Here is a 17,092-nt window from a genome sequence, read left to right as displayed (position 1 = left end):
GAGAGGAGCAAAAACGATGAATATAGCCTTTATCGCTCATGATAAAAAGAAGGATGATCTCGTTCGATTCACGATTGCTTATGAGGGAGTATTAAAATCTCATACATTATATTCAACAGGAACCACAGGACTTAGAATTATGGAAGAGACTGCTCTGTACCTTCATCGATATAAATCAGGTCCACTTGGAGGGGATCAGCAAATTGGTGCGATGATTGCTGAAAATAAAATGGATCTAGTCATATTTTTCAAGGACCCCTTAACAGCCCAGCCACATGAACCAGATATTTCAGCATTAATTCGACTATGTGATGTTTACAGTATTCCGCTTGCAACGAATATGGCGACAGCCGAAGTTCTCCTTTCAGGTTTGAAGAGAGGAGAATTCAAGTGGAGGGAAATTTTAAAAGAGAAAAACAGGAATGAGAATTAATGGAAGAAAAAATTGATTTTTTAGCAATAGGTGCTCATCCTGATGATATAGAAATCGGGATGGGCGGTACAATTGCTAAATTTGTAAAGGCAGGTAAGCGGGGAAAAGTCGTTCACTTAACGTATGCGGAATTGTCTTCCAATGGTACAGTCGAGAAAAGGCAGGAAGAAGCACGGGCAGCCTGTGAGATATTGGGAGTAGGAGAACATATTCAACTCCCATTTGCCGATAGAGGTCTTCTGGAAGCACGGAGAGAGATTATCGAAGCACTAGTTAAAATCATACGTACTTATAAACCAAAGTTCGTGTTTGCATCTGCTACGAATGATCGACACCCTGACCATGGTCACTGCGGAGTATTAGTAAAAGAAGCAGTTTTTTCGGCAGGAATTAAAAATTATTTGAGTGAGTTCTCCTTTCGTGCTCATCGTCCAAAGGCATTATATTATTATCAAATAAATGGGTTGATAAATCCAGACTTTTTGATTGATACGACGGCTTTTATAGATACCAAATTCAAAGCACTATCCTGTTTTGAGAGTCAGTTTAAAGCAACCGAAAATGATACAGTAACAACACCACTAAATAGTGGTTATTTAGAAAGATTAAAATCACGCGATCACTTACTCGGTGCAGAAGTTGGCGTTGAGTATGCAGAAGGATTTATTAGCGAGAAACCGATTCTTATACATGACTTACTAGGAGATTCATTATGACTTTAAAAATAGGTATTACGTGTTATCCCACAGTAGGTGGTTCGGGCGTTGTTGCTACTGAACTGGGGAAAGCACTTGCTGAAAAAGGACACGAGATTCATTTTATTACATCAAGCATCCCTTATCGACTTGAAAACGGGGCAGCTAACATCTATTTTCATGAAGTAGAAATTAATCAATATTCTGTTTTTCGATATCCACCTTATGATATTGCTCTAGCAAGTAAAATGGCTGAAGTCATCAAACGAGAGGGTTTGGATATTTTACATGTTCATTATGCGATTCCTCATGCGATCAGTGCTTATTTAGCAAAAGAAATGGTTAATGGGGACGTGAAGGTTGTGACTACGCTTCATGGGACTGATATTACGGTGTTAGGACATGATCCATCATTATCTGATATGATTCGCTTTGGGATAGAAAAATCAGATGTTGTCACAGCAGTATCAAATGATCTAGCCGAACAAACAGCAACGTTATTAAATATTGGGAAAAAAATAGAAACCATCTATAATTTCATCGATAATCGTACATATTACCCTCATGACACAACGGATATTAAAAAACAACTTGGAATTAATGAATCAACTAAAGTAGTTGCGCACGTGTCTAATTTCAGGAAAGTAAAGCGGACACCTGATGTGGTGACGGCTTTTGCTAAAATTCAACAGGAAATTGATGCCGTCATGTTATTCATTGGGGAAGGACCTGAACTCACCATTGTTAGGCAAGAAGTGGAGAGACAAGGATTACAAGATCGAGTACACTTCTTAGGGAACCAAAAACGGGTGGCTGAGCTGTTGTCAATTAGTGATTTGAAACTATTACTTTCGGAAAAAGAAAGCTTTGGGTTAGTGATTTTAGAAGCAATGGCCTGTGGCGTTCCTGTTATAGGAACAAACATTGGCGGTATTCCAGAAGTAATTGAGCATGGGAAAAGCGGTTTTATATGTAACCTCGGTGATCTTGAAGCAGTCTCTCGTTATGCGATTGATATCCTTCAAAACAATACGTTACAAGAAGAGATGTCAAGAGCTGCGATAGAACGTGCTACCAAAACATTTCATCAAGAATTAATTGTTTCACAATACGAAGAAATATACAAAAAAGCTTTGCAAGGAGAGACCGAGTAATGTACACGTCTCACGGTGCTTCTCATATTATTAACACATTAAAAACAGCAGGATATGATGCTTATATTGTAGGTGGTGCGGTAAGAGATCAGATTATCGGACGTGCTATTCATGATGTAGACGTAATAACGAATGCTTCAATCGACGAGATTGAAGCATCTTTTTCGAGAGTTATTAAGGTTGGTATTCAGCATGGCACGATTTTAGTTCCTGTGACTGGAACCCTCCCAGTGGAAGTCAGTACCTATAAAGGAGATACATTAGAAGATGATCTGCGTCAAAGGGACTTTACCGTAAATGCGATGGCAATGAGCTTAACAGGTGATATGATAGATCCATTTAATGGACAGCAGGATATTAAAAATAAAGTATTACGCACAACTGCAGATCCCTCTGATGTTTTTTCATCAGATCCTTTACGTTTGTTAAGAGCATTGAGATTTGCAGTGCATCTTCAATTCAAAATATCTGAGCACACGCAAAGAATGATGAATGACCTATACCCGCTCATACATCAATCAGCAGTTGAAAGAGTTGCGATGGAAATGGGAAAGCTTAGTCAAGTTAGCCTTACCAATCAGGACTGGGATTTTCTATTAAATCAGAAAGTATTTCAAGAGCTCCCATATCTTTTTAAACATAGGGAAATCCAGTACCAACTGAAATCTCCAGCACACAGGGCTAAACTAACAGGTGACCTTGCTTGGTGGAGTGTTGCCCTTTACCAAAAAGAAATAGAAATTGTGAAAGACGGGTTACGATACTATAAACTTTCGAATGCACTCTCCAAAGATGTTAGGTTGATTCATGAGCTAGTAAGCATTTTTTTAGAATCCAGTTGGACAAGCAAAGATCTATACATATTAGGCACAGAGCGTCTGCACGTTGCGCTTATACTTATAAACTATTTATCAGAATGCACAGTGCATAGTACCTTTTGGTTAATGCATTATAATAACCTTCCAATCAAGCATAGGAAAGACCTGGATGTGTCAGGCAAGGAATTAATACAGGAGTTCCCTGAATGGAAAGGAAGCGAGATTGGCGAAAGGATCAGGGCAGTTGAGACAGCTGTGTTGGAAGCAGTGATTCCAAATGATAAAGCAGAAATTTATCAATGGTTAAGAAAGGAGACTTGATGATGAAATCTAAATTAGTGCAATTATTGCGGGAGAATCAAGGTTTTTTTCTGTCGGGGGAAAAAATAAGTATAGAACTCAATTGCAGTCGTACAGCTGTTTGGAAGCATGTTAATGCATTAAGAAAAGAAGGATACGTGATCGAAGCTGTATCTAATAAAGGATACCAACTCATGCAAAATGAAGACCTTTTAAGTAAACATGCGATTTTATCTAGAGTAAAAGATAATCCATTGTTTCACGACATCGTCTTTTATGATTCCGTCACTTCTACAAATACGATCGCACATAAGCTCATAAATGAAGACGTGAAAGAAGGCGTTGTCGTTGTAGCAGATGAGCAAACTGCAGGAAAAGGGCGCCTTGGAAGGAAGTGGGTATCCCCGAAAAGATCGGCAATAGCGATGAGTATTATTTTAAAGCCAAAGTTGGATTTTCGCCAGGCACCACAGCTGACACTGGTGGCGGCTGTTGCAGTTACAAGAGCAGTAAAAGTAGTAACAGGTTTAGAACTGGAAATAAAATGGCCGAATGATTTATTAATTAAAGGAAAAAAAGTTTGTGGTATCTTAACTGAAATGCAGGCGGATTCTGACCGTATTCAGTCGATTATTATTGGTATTGGACTGAATGTGAACCAACAGCATTTTTCAGAAGAACTAGTTGATCTGGCTACGTCTTTGCAGAAAGAGGGAGATCGTGTTTTTGATCGTGCGGAGTTAATCGCAGCAATATTAAAAGAATTTACTTGGTTATATGAAACGTATATAACAAAAGGATTCAGCTTTATTAAGCCTTTATGGGAAGCACATGAAATAACGATCGGTAAAGAAGTAGTGGCAAGATCTGCTTCAAATACGAAAACTGGCATAGCTATCGGAATTGATGATGAAGGGGTTCTGTTGTTGCAAGACGACGACCAAGATGTTCATCGAATTTATTCTGCAGATATCTCTTTTGAGAATTAATCTACACACATAATGATACTTTTTTTGTTATACTTACAGTGGACAGTATCCAATGGAACTGTACCTTAAATTTTTTTGCAATGTATAGATTTTATAATAGTCTGCCTTGATCCAAATACGGACAGGGACAGAGGGTAGAGCTTCGAAACTTACTGGTTGCCGATGTGATGAGATTTGTCTGATCGTTATTGGTTACCGTTTTATTTGAGTAGGCTTTCGAATGACGATGATAATTCAACCTTCTTCCCTTGAAGAGGGTTTTTTGTATGTTAAAAACCTCTTTTTTCGGAGAAAAGAAGATCAAAAGGTGTGGTGACGCCAGTGTGGGAAAGTAATGACGCAAGCCTCACAGGGCCGATGGAGGCGCTAAAGCACTGCCCGTGTATACAAACCGCCTTGAGTGAATTTATTTACTGATGTTTTAATCAAAACGAACATTAAGATAAACTGAACCATTATTGAAAGGGGCATACGATGAAAACAACAGCTGACTTTAAAAAAATGAAGCAGGAAAAAGAACCAATCGTAATGGTAACGGCTTACGATGCACCAAGTGCATTACTGGCAGAAAAAGCGGGAGTGGACACGATCCTAGTTGGAGATTCATTGGGGATGGTAGTTCTGGGATATGATTCGACATTGCCTGTCACGGTGGATGATATGGTCCATCATACAAAAGCAGTGAAAAGAGGAGCCAAAGACACATTTATTATTACTGATTTGCCTTTTCTCAGCTATCACGCGTCAGTAGAAGAAACATTTTCCAGTGCGAGGCAGTTGATGCAGGATGCTCAAGCTCATGCTGTGAAAATGGAAGGGAATGGACCGGTTTTTGAAAAAGCAGAGAAACTTATTCAAGCTGGAGTTCCTGTTGTCTGTCATTTAGGCTTAACGCCTCAAATGGTCGGAGTTTTAGGTGGTTACAAAGTGCAAGGTAAAAAGCAAGATGAGGCAGAGCAGTTACTTAAAGATGCAAAAAGAACGGAAGAAATTGGAGCTTCGATGCTTGTATTGGAATGTGTTCCGGAAGGGTTAGTAAAAGAAATCACGGCTAGTCTCACGATTCCAGTAATAGGTATTGGGGCTGGAAGGTATACAGATGGTCAAGTATTAGTTTTTCATGATGTAGTAGGGTACCACTCAGGGCATGTACCGAAATTCGTCAAACAATATGCGAGTATAAAAGATACAATTTATGCTTCGTTAACAGACTATACGACTGAAGTTAAAGCCCTGGATTTCCCAGAAAAAAAACATGTCTTCCAGCCAGTAGATGAAGAAGCAATCTCTCTTTACGGAAGGAAATAATTCAATGATAGAAATGAAGACACGTCAAGAATTGACAACATGGATAAAAAAGCAAAAGCAATTAGGGTATACCATTGGATTTGTTCCAACGATGGGTTTTTTGCATGAAGGACATTTATCACTAGTCGAACAGGCAAAAAAGAAAGCGGATATTGTCGTGATGAGTATATTTGTAAATCCTTTGCAATTTGGGGAAGGGGAAGATTATGAGTCTTACCCCCGTGATCATGATCGTGATAAAGAGTTAGCAGATTCTCACGGAGTTGACGTCTTATTTAGTCCGGGTGTTGAGGAAATGTATCCAAGGTCGATGAGTACGACATTAGTGGTTCATGAAGGAACGGATGTGCTTTGTGGCCAAAGCAGACCTGGTCATTTTAATGGCGTGGCTACTGTTGTGTTGAAGTTACTGCAAATAACCTTGGCTGACTATGCTTATTTTGGATTGAAGGATGCGCAGCAAGTTGCGATTATTCAACGGATGGTGGAAGACTTCCATCTAGAAACGGAGATTATTCCAATTGATATTGTCCGAGAAAGCGACGGATTAGCTAAAAGCTCTAGAAATGTTAACTTAAACTTGGAGGAAAGACAGGAAGCACCTGAAATTTATACATGTTTAAAAGATGCAAGCAGAAAAACACAAAATGAAGAGTTTACCAACAGTACTGACTTGGAAGACTGGGTTCGTTTACAGCTACAGAAGAAACTGACAGGGAAAATAGACTATGTACAAGTGCTTGAATTTCCATCATTAAAAGCGCCGAAGCAACTAGAGGGAAAAATACTTTTGGCGACAGCTGTTTATTATAAACGTGCAAGACTGATAGACAATATTGTGATTGAGATAAAGGGATAGACTAAAGGGGGAGTTTTGATTGTTTAGAGAAATGATGAGTGGGAAATTACATCGAGCTACCGTTACAGAGGCTAATTTAAATTATGTCGGAAGTATTACAATAGACCAAGATTTATTAGATGCCGTGGGGATGCTGGAAAATGAAAAAGTACAAGTAGTCAACAATAATAATGGAGCAAGGCTAGAAACCTATATAATCCCTGGGGTCAGAGGGTCAAAAACAATTTGCCTGAATGGAGCTGCGGCAAGACTCGTTCAGCCAAATGATAAAGTTATTATTATTTCTTATAAATACCTTGATGAAGCAGAATGTATGAATCACACACCTAAAGTAGCTATATTGAATGATACAAATGATATTATTGAAATGATGGGCACAGAGCCAGCAGCAACGATTAAATAGGATTCAAAAAACTCCTTTCTTTGAGAAAGGAGTTTTTATGCCATACTTAATACTGGCAGCACTAAACGGAATGCACAGATGCTTCTGGATTTTAATTTAAATATAATTTATTTCAAGAAACTAGTATACACATGCTACAATGGATAATGACCTTCGTTTAAGAAAAACGCTAAGCGTCTTTACTTAAAAGTTAAGAATTTATATAATTGACAGCTATCTTTACGCCACAAGCCTCAAGGGAAGTTCGCCTCCTTTCGAGTAGCACCTACACTCACCAAGTAGGTGCTACTCGGAGTGGTTTTAAAGATCACGCTGTATTTAATAAAAGGCGCTACGCGTTTTTCTTAAACGAATGAGATATTATTGAAGGAAGGTAATGCTATGGAACGATTTGTAGTCCTCGATGTCGAAACAACAGGAGTTGCCTTTTCTCGGGGGGATCGTATTATTCAATTAGCTTATGCTGTAGTTGAAAATGATAAGGTTATTAATCGCTATTCTACATATATCAATCCGGAAAGATCTATTCCAGCTTTTATAAAGTCATTGACCAATATATCGGAAGAAGACGTCATTGACGCACCCTATTTTGGTGATGTCGCACCAAAATTACTCGAAGATTTAAGTCACTCATATTTCGTTGCTCATAATGCGGAATTTGATTTAGGGTTTATAAATGAAGCATTAGTTGATGCAGGTTATTCTCCGTTTACGGGACCAATGTTAGACACTGTCGAGCTAGCAAGAATTACTTTTCCTACAGAGGAAAGCTTTCGCTTATCCAGACTAGCTGAAAGTTTTAATATGGATCATGAAAATCCCCACAGAGCGGACAGCGATGTGGAAGCAACCACGCATCTTCTCAGTGAAATATTCCGTACATTTTCAGAGTTACCTTTACTGACGCTGCAGCAATTAGAGAAGCTATCAGGGAAACTCAAAAGTGATTTAGGGTCACTGTTGCTCACATGGATTCAAAACAAAAATTTAACTGCTGATGAATCTCATATTGACTCCTTCCAGGGAATTGCTTTGCGGCATGATCAAAAAGTCTACGTGGAAGATGGGTTAACTGGATACGATGAATCGATGAATATTGATGATTTCCTTTCGTCTACGTTAGGAAATTCTGAGAAAATGAATACGATTATTCCAGCCTATGAAACGAGACAAGGACAGATAGAAATGATTACGTTTATTGACGATATTCTATCTAAGGATTGCGTAGGATTAGTTGAAGCGGGTACTGGTACCGGAAAGACACTGGCTTATCTTATTCCGTCAGCTTTTTATGCTAAAAAAACGGGCGAGCCTGTTGTAGTAAGTACGGAGACCATTCAGCTACAAGAACAAATTATAAAAAATGAAATCCCAACCTTACAAAAAATCTTGCCTTTTCAGGTGAATACTGCTCTTTTAAAGGGAAGAAGTCATTATTTGTGTCTGCAAAAGTTTGAAAATATGTTAAGGAATGATCCTTTCGATTCTTATGACCGTTCTCTATCCAAAGCACAAATTTTAATTTGGCTGACAAAAACAGTAACAGGCGATGTAGAAGAATTGAGTCTTGCTTCCGGAAATTCACGTTTTTGGCAAGAAGTAGCCAGTGATTCTTCTTCGTGCTCTAGTCCATCTTGTCCATGGTTTTCGAGATGCTTCTACCAACGAGCAAAGAAAAAATCACGGCATGCTGATATTATCATAACTAATCATTCCTTACTTTTTTCTGATGTTATGGTCGACCACCAAGTCATTCCAAGCTATTCAACGTTAATTATTGATGAAGCCCATCACTTAGAAGAAACGGCGACGAAGCAGTTTGGCGACCGGTTAGATTACTTGACGCTCATACAACTATTAAATGATGCAGGGGGTCGCGAGAAAGACGATTGGTTACCGGATCGATTATCTCAAATACTAGATAAGAATTTATTGGAACAAACTAGTGAAATAGAAGAATACGCAAAATTATTCAGACAAGAATGGAATGATTTATTTTTACTGTTAAATCAATATGTAACAAAAGGTACAAATGGTAAAAATGAAACTGGAAGGTTATCTAAGATTATTCATAACGAAGAGACTGTTTGGAAAAATGTTGAGGAAGCGGCTAAACGCTGTAACCAGTTATTTAAAACGTATCTGTCTCGTATTTCTTCTTTTGTAAGGGAGTTAGAAACATTTTTGGAAACGCAAAAAGGAAACAAAGGACAAATCGCTCTTGAATGGCTTGCCACGATGAAGTCTCAGCTTGAACATCAATATGAGATGTTTCATCACCTCCTTTTGCATCAAGAAGAAGGTTCGATTTACTGGCTTGAGGTTGAAACTAAGGGACCGAAACAGTCTATCTCTGTACAAGGTTGTCCGATTCATGTAGCAGAAAAACTGGCCGATGCTTTTTTCTCAAAAAAGGAACGTGTCATATTAACTTCTGCGACATTAACAGTTAATAATAAATTTGATTATGTAATGGACCGACTAGGATTAAAGGACTTTCAAGTAGAGACAAAACAAGTAGACTCTCCATTTTCATGGGATGATCAGGTGTCTTTTATGGTTCCGGACGACATGCCACTTATTCAAGAGGTTGGTGAGGAAGCATATATTGAAGCTGCAGCAATTCAAATCTACCGCATTGCGCAAGTCACGAAGGGGAAAATGCTTGTATTATTTACTTCTTACGATATGCTCAAACGAACCTATCATCAATTAAAAAATATGTTTGATGAAACGTTTATGCTTATTGCCCAGGGGGTACAAACTAAAAGTCGCTCGAAGCTAACGAAAAATTTTCAACAGTTTGATCAGGCTATTCTTCTTGGAACGAGCAGTTTCTGGGAGGGTGTAGATATCCCTGGAGATGATTTAAGTGCGATCGTGATGGCAAGATTGCCTTTTAGTCCTCCAAATGATCCAGTATTCAAAGCACGTTCGGACTTTTTAAAGGAGCAAGGTAAATCACCATTCATGCAACTGGCATTACCGCAAGCAATATTACGGTTCAAACAAGGTTTTGGACGGTTAATTCGTCGCTCAACGGATCGTGGAATAGTGGTTGTGCTTGATCGAAGAATCGTTACTACAAAGTATGGCAAGTTATTCACACGCTCTCTTCCTCAAGTTCCAATGTTGGAAGGTCCTATGTCAGATTTGGAAGAACATATTTATCAATGGTTTTACGATCCATCGAGGAATGAAGAGGGTAATACAGAGGAGTTAACAAACAATGTTGTTGATTCATAATGTAAACATTTTAACGATGAATAAAAAGGAGGAAATTTTTAACGGTTTTCTCACAGTAGAGGGAAATGTCTTTTCAGAGGTGAAAAAGGGGACGCCACCTCAAGAATTAATCGATCAAATGGATGACGTAATGGATGGTAATAATAAATGGTTAATGCCCGGACTTGTTAATACACACGGTCATTTAGGAAGCTCTCTTCTTAGAGGCGCAGGGGACGATATGCCGTTAATGGAATGGCTGGAAAAAGTGATGTGGCCTAATGAAGGTCGTTTTGACAGAGAAACGGTTTCTATTGCTGCACAGGTGGCAATGATGGAAATGATTAAATCGGGAACAACAACGTTTCTTGACATGTATCACCTTCATATGGATGACATGGCGGAGTTAGTATGGGAAAAAGGAATGCGAGCGGTTTTATGTAGAGGAATGATCGGATTAAGTTCAGAAGAGGAACAAAAACAGAAAATCCAAGAATCGGTGGACCTGTTTCATAACTATCATGGTACGGGCAATGGCCGAGTTTCAGTGGCAATGTCTCCTCATGCTCCATATACTTGTCCCCCTCCTTTCTTACAAAAAGTAGCTTCTGCCGCAGTAGAACATGGGATGATGATTCATACGCATTTGGCTGAAACAAGAGGTGAAGTCGAAAGACACGTAAAAGAGTATGGGAAAAGACCTGTTGCTCATTTAGAAGAGTTAGGTATATTTAATCAACCGTGTCTTATAGCTCACGGGGTTCATGTGAATGAAGATGAGATTCAAATTTTAAAGAAACATCATGTTGCTGTCTCTCATAATCCGATTAGTAATTTGAAATTAGGTTCTGGAATTGCCCCGATACCAGGGATGATTTCAGCTGGCTTAACAATAGGTATTGGCACAGATTCTTCAGCAAGTAATAATAATTTAGATATGTTTGAAGAGATGAGAATGGCGGCACTTCTGCACAAGGGTGTACATGAATCTCCGAGTGTGACAAACAGTGAAGAAATACTTGCCATGGCAACTCATCAAGGAGCTAAAGCTCTTCGAATTAAAAATGTAGGCAAAATAGAAGCAGGTTTTAAAGCGGATTTTATATTGATCGATGCAGAACAACCGCATTTAACACCTGCGAACGAGTCTACTATGCAGTCTCATCTTGTTTATTCAGCTAAGGGGAGTGATGTAACAGATGTTTTTATCGATGGAATAGCTCAATACTCTCATCGAACACTCTTGAAATTTGATGAAGAGAAGATATTATATCAGGCTAATCATTTGGCGAAAAATTTTGTCTAACATATCGATTCTCGTAAGATCTATGATAAAATAATGAAGTATGCACGAGGTATTGTTTTAGAAATCTTTAGGAGGAATCACGATGGGTGAAAAGGAGATTGAGATGATCGCTACATTAAAAATAGATAAGTGTACCGATTTGTATAAGGTAGTAGATACACTGAATCGTACCTTGAAAAAAAGAGATTTAATGTTCGGTCTCGCTCTCGATGATAATGAAAAAGAAAAAATGATATTTACTATTTACGAAACGTGAGGGATAAAGCATGAAAGCTTGGATAATGTCGATCTCTATTATGATCATTGTAGGCTTTTTAGCTTTTGGCTATTATCTCTATCAAGTAACAACGGATCCGTTGGAAGCTCGCGAAAATGTAGCGATACAATTAGCAGGAGAACAGGTAGACATTGCAGAAGTTAGAGAGGCAGAATATTATCATGGTCGCAGGTCCTATCAGGTAGTTGATGCTATCGATTCAGAAGGAAATGAGTTGTACATATGGGTAGAAGAAGTAAATCAATCTGATGAGGATGAATCAAATGAATCCGAAGTAGAGCCAACTATTGTAGTTCGGGATCATACTGAGGGACTGACAAAAGATGAAGTAACTTCCCTTTCTCAAGAAGAACTATCTATGTCACGTTTAAAATCCGTACGATTAGGAATGATTGGATCAACACCAGTTTATGAAGTGAACTATTTGGACGATACGGACCGCCATTCTTTTTATTATGTTACATTCGAAGATGGAACGTATATCCGACATTATAATTTTTAATGGTAATCACCATAATCTTTATTTTCAAACAAGTGATGTTACAGACTTATGGTTGGTTTAGGTTAGTTGTCGACTGACAAGGTTCAGTAACAAAGCTAATTATATAAAAGGAGAGATAAACTATGGAATTTTCCTCTAGAGTAACATCTATAACTCCATCATCTACATTAGCAATTACGGCAAAGGCAAAACAGTTAAAAGCAGAAGGGCATGACGTGATAGGTTTAGGAGCGGGGGAACCTGACTTTAATACGCCACAATATATCATTGAGGCAAGTTATCAATCCATGCTTGATGGACATACAAAGTACACACCGGCAGCTGGATTACCTGCTTTAAAAGGAGCAATTGCGCAGAAATTCAAGGCAGATCAAGGAATAGAATATGCAGCTGACGAAATAATTGTGACTAGTGGCGCTAAGCATTCCTTGTCGTTGTTATTCCAAACAATCCTTCAAGAAGGGGAAGAAGTAATTATTCCTTCACCTTATTGGGTTAGCTATCCTGAGCAAGTAAAAGTAGCTGGAGGAGTTCCAGTATTTATCGAAGGCAAAGAAGAGCAAAATTTCAAGGTAACGAAAGAACAAATTGAACAAGTGATCACAGATAAAACAAAAGCATTTATAATTAATTCTCCTAGTAACCCTACTGGCGTTATGTATAGCAAAGAAGAGTTAAAAATAATTGGGGATGTATGTTTGGAGCATGATATTCTTATCGTCTCCGATGAAATTTATGAAAAACTAATATATGGCAGAGAAAGTCACGTTTCTATTGCTCAAATATCTGATGCATTAAAAGAGCAAACAGTAATCGTGAATGGAGTCTCTAAGTCACATTCAATGACGGGTTGGAGAATAGGTTACACAGCAGGAAACAAAGAAATCATTAACAAAATGTCCAATGTTGCAAGCCACACAACATCAAACCCGGCTGTAATGTCTCAATATGGCGCTATTGCTGCCTATCAGGAAGACGATGGCTCCGTTGGGAATATGAGAGATGCGTTTGAAGAGCGTTTAAACAAAGTTTATGACCAATTAAATGGTATTCCTGGCTTTTCGTGTGTGAAACCTCAAGGGGCATTCTATTTATTTCCTAACGTGAAAGAAGCCGTGGAAAAGAGCCCTTTTCATTCAACAGATGAGTGGGTAACGGCTTTACTGGAAGAAGAAAAAGTAGCAGTCGTACCGGGAAGCGGTTTTGGTTCTCCTGATAACATTCGATTGTCTTATGCAACGAGTCTTGATCAATTTGAAGAAGCACTAGGACGTATTCGTCGTTTTGTAGATAAGTATAATGGTTAGATGAGGGAAGTTTATTATACTTTACCAGAAGCACCTACATATATTTCGTAGGTGCTTCTGCGTCGCAGTTCGGTTTATTTGAGATAAGGCTTGAAACGCAGGAATCGAGTGCCTCTTTACTAAAGTAAAACTACATTGAATTCAAAAGAACCTAAGATAAATGTATAATATGTAGTGAAAAATAAAATGCTCATCTTATAAAAAGGAAATTTATGGAGGTAGAATAGTGAAAACAACGATTTCAGAAGTAGGTAAGTATGTAGAACAAACCATTACGATGGGTGTATGGTTAGCAAATAAACGGTCCAGTGGAAAGATTGCTTTTTTACAATTGCGTGATGGTACAGGCTTTATCCAAGGAGTGGTGGTTAAAGCAGAGGTCGAAGAAAAAATATTTCAACAAGCAAAGGATCTTACTCAAGAAACATCTTTATATGTAACCGGAGTTGTTCGGGAAGATGAGCGGGCACCATCTGGCTATGAACTATCCGTTCAAAGTATAGAAATTATTCATGAGGCGAAAGATTATCCAATTACTCCTAAAGAGCATGGTACAGAGTTCTTAATGGATCATCGCCACTTATGGCTTCGGTCTAAACGACAGCATGCTATCATGCAGATTAGAAATGAGATTATCCGTTCTACATATGAATTTTTTAATGAAAATGGTTTTATTAAAGTAGATCCGCCCATATTGACAGGTAGCTCAGCAGAAGGAACAACAAATTTGTTTCATACGAAATATTTTGATGAGGACGCTTATTTGTCCCAAAGCGGACAGTTGTACATGGAAGCTGCAGCTATGGCGTTCAATAAAGTATTCTCTTTTGGGCCAACTTTCCGAGCAGAGAAATCGAAGACCCGGAGACATCTAATCGAATTTTGGATGATAGAGCCGGAAATGGCATTTATGGATCACGAGGAAAGTTTAGTGTTACAGGAAAGTTATGTTAGTTATGTAGTACAAGCTGTTTTATCTAATTGTAAATTAGAGTTGAAAGCTTTAGATAGAGATACTTCTAAACTTGAAAAAATCAAAGCTCCTTTCCCACGTATATCTTATGATGATGCCATTGAATTTTTAAAAGAACGAGAATACGATATCAAATGGGGAGAAGATTTTGGGGCTCCGCATGAAACGGCTATTGCAGAACATTACGATATGCCTGTATTCATTGTAAATTATCCGAAAGATATAAAAGCATTTTACATGAAACCACATCCAACTCGCGATGATGTTGTTCTATGTGCCGATTTAATCGCTCCTGAAGGTTACGGAGAAATAATCGGTGGAAGCCAACGAATTGATGATGAGAAGTTATTAAAGGATCGCTATGAAGAGCACAATCTTTCTGAAGACGCTTATCAATGGTACATGGACTTAAGGAAATATGGTTCGGTTCCTCATTCCGGATTCGGTCTTGGGCTTGAAAGAACTGTAGCTTGGCTCAGTGGAACAGAGCATGTTCGGGAAACTATTCCATTCCCTCGTTTGTTAAACCGGTTGTACCCATAATACAAGCTTCCAGAAGACCTCTTACATTGCTAAGGGGTCTTTTTATAGAGCATGTTGTTTCATTTCCTTGATCAGAAGGGCTCGAATCCGCTCTAGGCGGACGCTTTCCGCGGGCAATGCTTCAGCCTCCTTGGGAAAGTTCACCCCTCGGGGTCTTCAGCTATTGCTTATCCCGCAGGAGTAGCTGCCTTCGCTACTTCGAGTTATTTTTTCAAAAAAAGAAAGGCAACGTAGAAAGCCTTTTTAAAACGCTTTTAAACTGTCTCTCTAAAATTTGTTGTTTGGAAGAATCCGCGAGACTCCTGTGGAAGAATGGTCCAAGCGAGACCTCGCAGAGCGTTTGTTTGCTCAAGGAGGCTCGCGGATCATCCACGGAAAGCGAGCGGTAATTCTTCCAAACAACCTTCCGTGATAATAAAGCAAAAAAATAGAAAAAAAGACACAAGTTTTTTTTTGACTACAATGCAGTTTTTCTTATACCAGTTCAATTAGTGGGTTATTCATTGATTCCAATCAATAACATCTATTTGAAGAATAGTCTCATGATATAATAAAGGGGAGGTAGGTGGACAAGTATGAGTAACGAACTAACATTACAATTACTTAAAGAAAAGCCTTTTACGATCTCAGGGCTTTTCTTTAAACATTATAAAGAGATTGGACTAACCGATCAGCAATTTTTAATTCTTATGCATATTCAACAATTCCATGCAGAGGGAAATGAATTTCCGACACCAAATGAATTGATTGAGCGAATGACAATGCCTGAACAGCAATGTACACAAGAATTGAAAGTACTCTTAACCAATCGATTTATTGAGATACTTGAAGGGAAAGGAATAAAAGGGGATGAAAGAATATCGGAAAAGATTTCTATTGACCCTTTATTTGAAAAATTGCACTTATTTTTAAATAATAAAAACGTAAAAAAGGAAAGAAATGATACAGTAGCTTTGGAAGGTCGTATTTTTCAACGTTTTGAAGAAGAATTCGCCAGACCTTTGTCACCAATGGAGATGGAAATGATTTCTATGTGGATTGATGATGATCAACATGCTCCACATATTATTGAAGCAGCCTTGCGGGAATCAGTCGTTTCTTCACGTCTTAATTTTCGCTATATCGATCGCATTTTATTTGACTGGAAAAAGAACGGAATCAGAACAGTAGAGCAAGCAAAAAAACATGGAGAAAAAATAAGACAACATCATGATAAACCTAAATCTTTTCAAACGGCAGGTTCCACTAGTGGAAAATCGAAACACCCAGGTTATAACTGGTTAGAAGGAGAGGAAAATTAAGAACTATGTTAACTAAAAAGCAAATTGAGCATGTTCTGCATACGATGGATACAATGTTTCCGGAAGCAGAATGTGAATTGACTCATTCAAATCCTTTTGAACTCACAATAGCTGTCGTATTATCTGCCCAAGCGACGGATGTTTTAGTAAATAAAGTAACCCCAAATTTGTTTGAAAAATATAAGTCACCGGAAGATTATATAGAGGTACCACTAGAAGAATTAGAAAATGATATTAAATCGATAGGCTTATTTCGGAGCAAGGCTAAAAATATTAAAAAGCTCTCTGAATCTGTCATGGAGAATTATAATGGCGAAATTCCAAAGGATAGAGACGAGTTAATTAAGCTTGCTGGCGTAGGTAGAAAAACCGCAAATGTTGTTGCCTCTGTGGCATTCAATGTACCGGCTATAGCTGTGGATACTCATGTTGAACGTGTAAGCAAACGATTAGGAATCTGTAAGTGGAAAGACTCGGTTCTGGAAGTAGAAAAAACATTAATGAAAAAAGTACCTAAAGAAGAGTGGTCAGCAACACATCACCGATTAATCTTTTTTGGTCGGTATCATTGTAAATCACAATCTCCAAGGTGCCTGGAATGTCCACTAGTAGAACTTTGCCGTGAAGGAAAAAAACGCTTGAAAAAGCAAGGTATCGAAGTAGTAGGATAAGAAATTCATTAACGCCCTATAAGCGAAA

General features: G+C 38.3%; 16 protein-coding genes. All 16 read left to right on the top strand.

Annotated features, from left to right (window positions below; genetic code table 11):
- The first annotated feature begins 16 nt into the window (after positions 1-16).
- The 16 genes from mgsA to nth all read left to right on the top strand — a co-directional run bounded on the left by mgsA (position 17) and on the right by nth (position 17,064).
- Positions 17-433, top strand: a complete 417-nt coding sequence (gene mgsA / locus ACHABW_RS03765) for a methylglyoxal synthase (protein WP_435754111.1) — start codon at positions 17-19, stop codon at positions 431-433.
- Positions 433-1,149, top strand: a complete 717-nt coding sequence (gene bshB1, locus ACHABW_RS03760; RefSeq protein ID WP_435754110.1) for a bacillithiol biosynthesis deacetylase BshB1 — start codon at positions 433-435, stop codon at positions 1,147-1,149. The genes mgsA and bshB1 overlap by 1 nt, the downstream gene beginning before the upstream one ends.
- Positions 1,146-2,282 carry an N-acetyl-alpha-D-glucosaminyl L-malate synthase BshA gene (gene bshA / locus ACHABW_RS03755; RefSeq protein ID WP_435754109.1) on the top strand — a complete coding sequence of 379 codons (1,137 nt, stop codon included), beginning with the start codon at positions 1,146-1,148 and terminating at the stop codon, positions 2,280-2,282. The genes bshB1 and bshA overlap by 4 nt, the downstream gene beginning before the upstream one ends.
- The gene (locus tag ACHABW_RS03750; RefSeq protein ID WP_435754108.1) at positions 2,282-3,421 is read left to right on the top strand and encodes a CCA tRNA nucleotidyltransferase; all 1,140 of its coding nucleotides are present in this window, start codon (positions 2,282-2,284) and stop codon (positions 3,419-3,421) included. Before bshA ends, ACHABW_RS03750 begins: the two co-directional genes overlap by 1 nt.
- Positions 3,421-4,389 (top strand): biotin--[acetyl-CoA-carboxylase] ligase, encoded by a 969-nt coding sequence (locus ACHABW_RS03745; protein ID WP_435754107.1) that lies wholly within the window; start codon positions 3,421-3,423, stop codon positions 4,387-4,389. Before ACHABW_RS03750 ends, ACHABW_RS03745 begins: the two co-directional genes overlap by 1 nt.
- 474 nt (positions 4,390-4,863) lie before the next feature.
- The gene (panB, locus tag ACHABW_RS03740; RefSeq protein WP_435754106.1) at positions 4,864-5,697 is read left to right on the top strand and encodes a 3-methyl-2-oxobutanoate hydroxymethyltransferase; all 834 of its coding nucleotides are present in this window, start codon (positions 4,864-4,866) and stop codon (positions 5,695-5,697) included.
- Positions 5,698-5,701: 4 nt separating this feature from the next.
- Complete coding sequence (panC, locus tag ACHABW_RS03735; protein WP_435754105.1) at positions 5,702-6,556, top strand: pantoate--beta-alanine ligase; 855 nt, start codon at positions 5,702-5,704, stop codon at positions 6,554-6,556.
- A 19-nt stretch (positions 6,557-6,575) separates the two neighbouring features.
- On the top strand, positions 6,576-6,959 hold the full coding sequence (gene panD / locus ACHABW_RS03730; protein ID WP_435754104.1) for an aspartate 1-decarboxylase: 384 nt from the start codon (positions 6,576-6,578) through the stop codon (positions 6,957-6,959).
- Between the two features lie 381 nt (positions 6,960-7,340).
- Positions 7,341-10,205: an ATP-dependent DNA helicase DinG gene (gene dinG / locus ACHABW_RS03725; RefSeq protein ID WP_435754103.1), complete on the top strand. Its 2,865-nt coding sequence runs from the start codon at positions 7,341-7,343 to the stop codon at positions 10,203-10,205.
- Entirely contained in the window at positions 10,189-11,490 is a 1,302-nt protein-coding gene (locus ACHABW_RS03720) for an amidohydrolase (RefSeq protein WP_435754102.1), read from the top strand. Before dinG ends, ACHABW_RS03720 begins: the two co-directional genes overlap by 17 nt.
- Before the next feature lie 82 nt (positions 11,491-11,572).
- Positions 11,573-11,746 carry a YpmA family protein gene (locus ACHABW_RS03715; RefSeq protein WP_110935283.1) on the top strand — a complete coding sequence of 58 codons (174 nt, stop codon included), beginning with the start codon at positions 11,573-11,575 and terminating at the stop codon, positions 11,744-11,746.
- A 10-nt stretch (positions 11,747-11,756) separates the two neighbouring features.
- Complete coding sequence (locus tag ACHABW_RS03710) at positions 11,757-12,269, top strand: DUF5590 domain-containing protein (RefSeq protein ID WP_435754101.1); 513 nt, start codon at positions 11,757-11,759, stop codon at positions 12,267-12,269.
- A gap of 122 nt (positions 12,270-12,391) precedes the next feature.
- Entirely contained in the window at positions 12,392-13,576 is a 1,185-nt protein-coding gene (locus ACHABW_RS03705; RefSeq protein WP_435754100.1) for a pyridoxal phosphate-dependent aminotransferase, read from the top strand.
- A 226-nt stretch (positions 13,577-13,802) separates the two neighbouring features.
- The gene (gene asnS / locus ACHABW_RS03700) at positions 13,803-15,092 is read left to right on the top strand and encodes an asparagine--tRNA ligase (protein ID WP_435754099.1); all 1,290 of its coding nucleotides are present in this window, start codon (positions 13,803-13,805) and stop codon (positions 15,090-15,092) included.
- 575 nt (positions 15,093-15,667) lie between these two features.
- A complete protein-coding gene (locus tag ACHABW_RS03695; protein WP_435754098.1) occupies positions 15,668-16,393 on the top strand; it encodes a DnaD domain protein in 726 nt (241 codons plus the stop codon).
- Between the two features lie 5 nt (positions 16,394-16,398).
- Positions 16,399-17,064 carry an endonuclease III gene (gene nth / locus ACHABW_RS03690; RefSeq protein WP_110935288.1) on the top strand — a complete coding sequence of 222 codons (666 nt, stop codon included), beginning with the start codon at positions 16,399-16,401 and terminating at the stop codon, positions 17,062-17,064.
- The last annotated feature ends 28 nt before the right edge of the window (positions 17,065-17,092 follow it).

The organism is Salipaludibacillus sp. CF4.18, from assembly GCF_051262595.1.
Lineage (GTDB): Bacteria > Bacillota > Bacilli > Bacillales > Salisediminibacteriaceae > Salipaludibacillus > Salipaludibacillus neizhouensis.
Note: the sequence above shows the minus strand (reverse complement) of the source record. Positions and strands in the feature narration are given on the sequence as shown.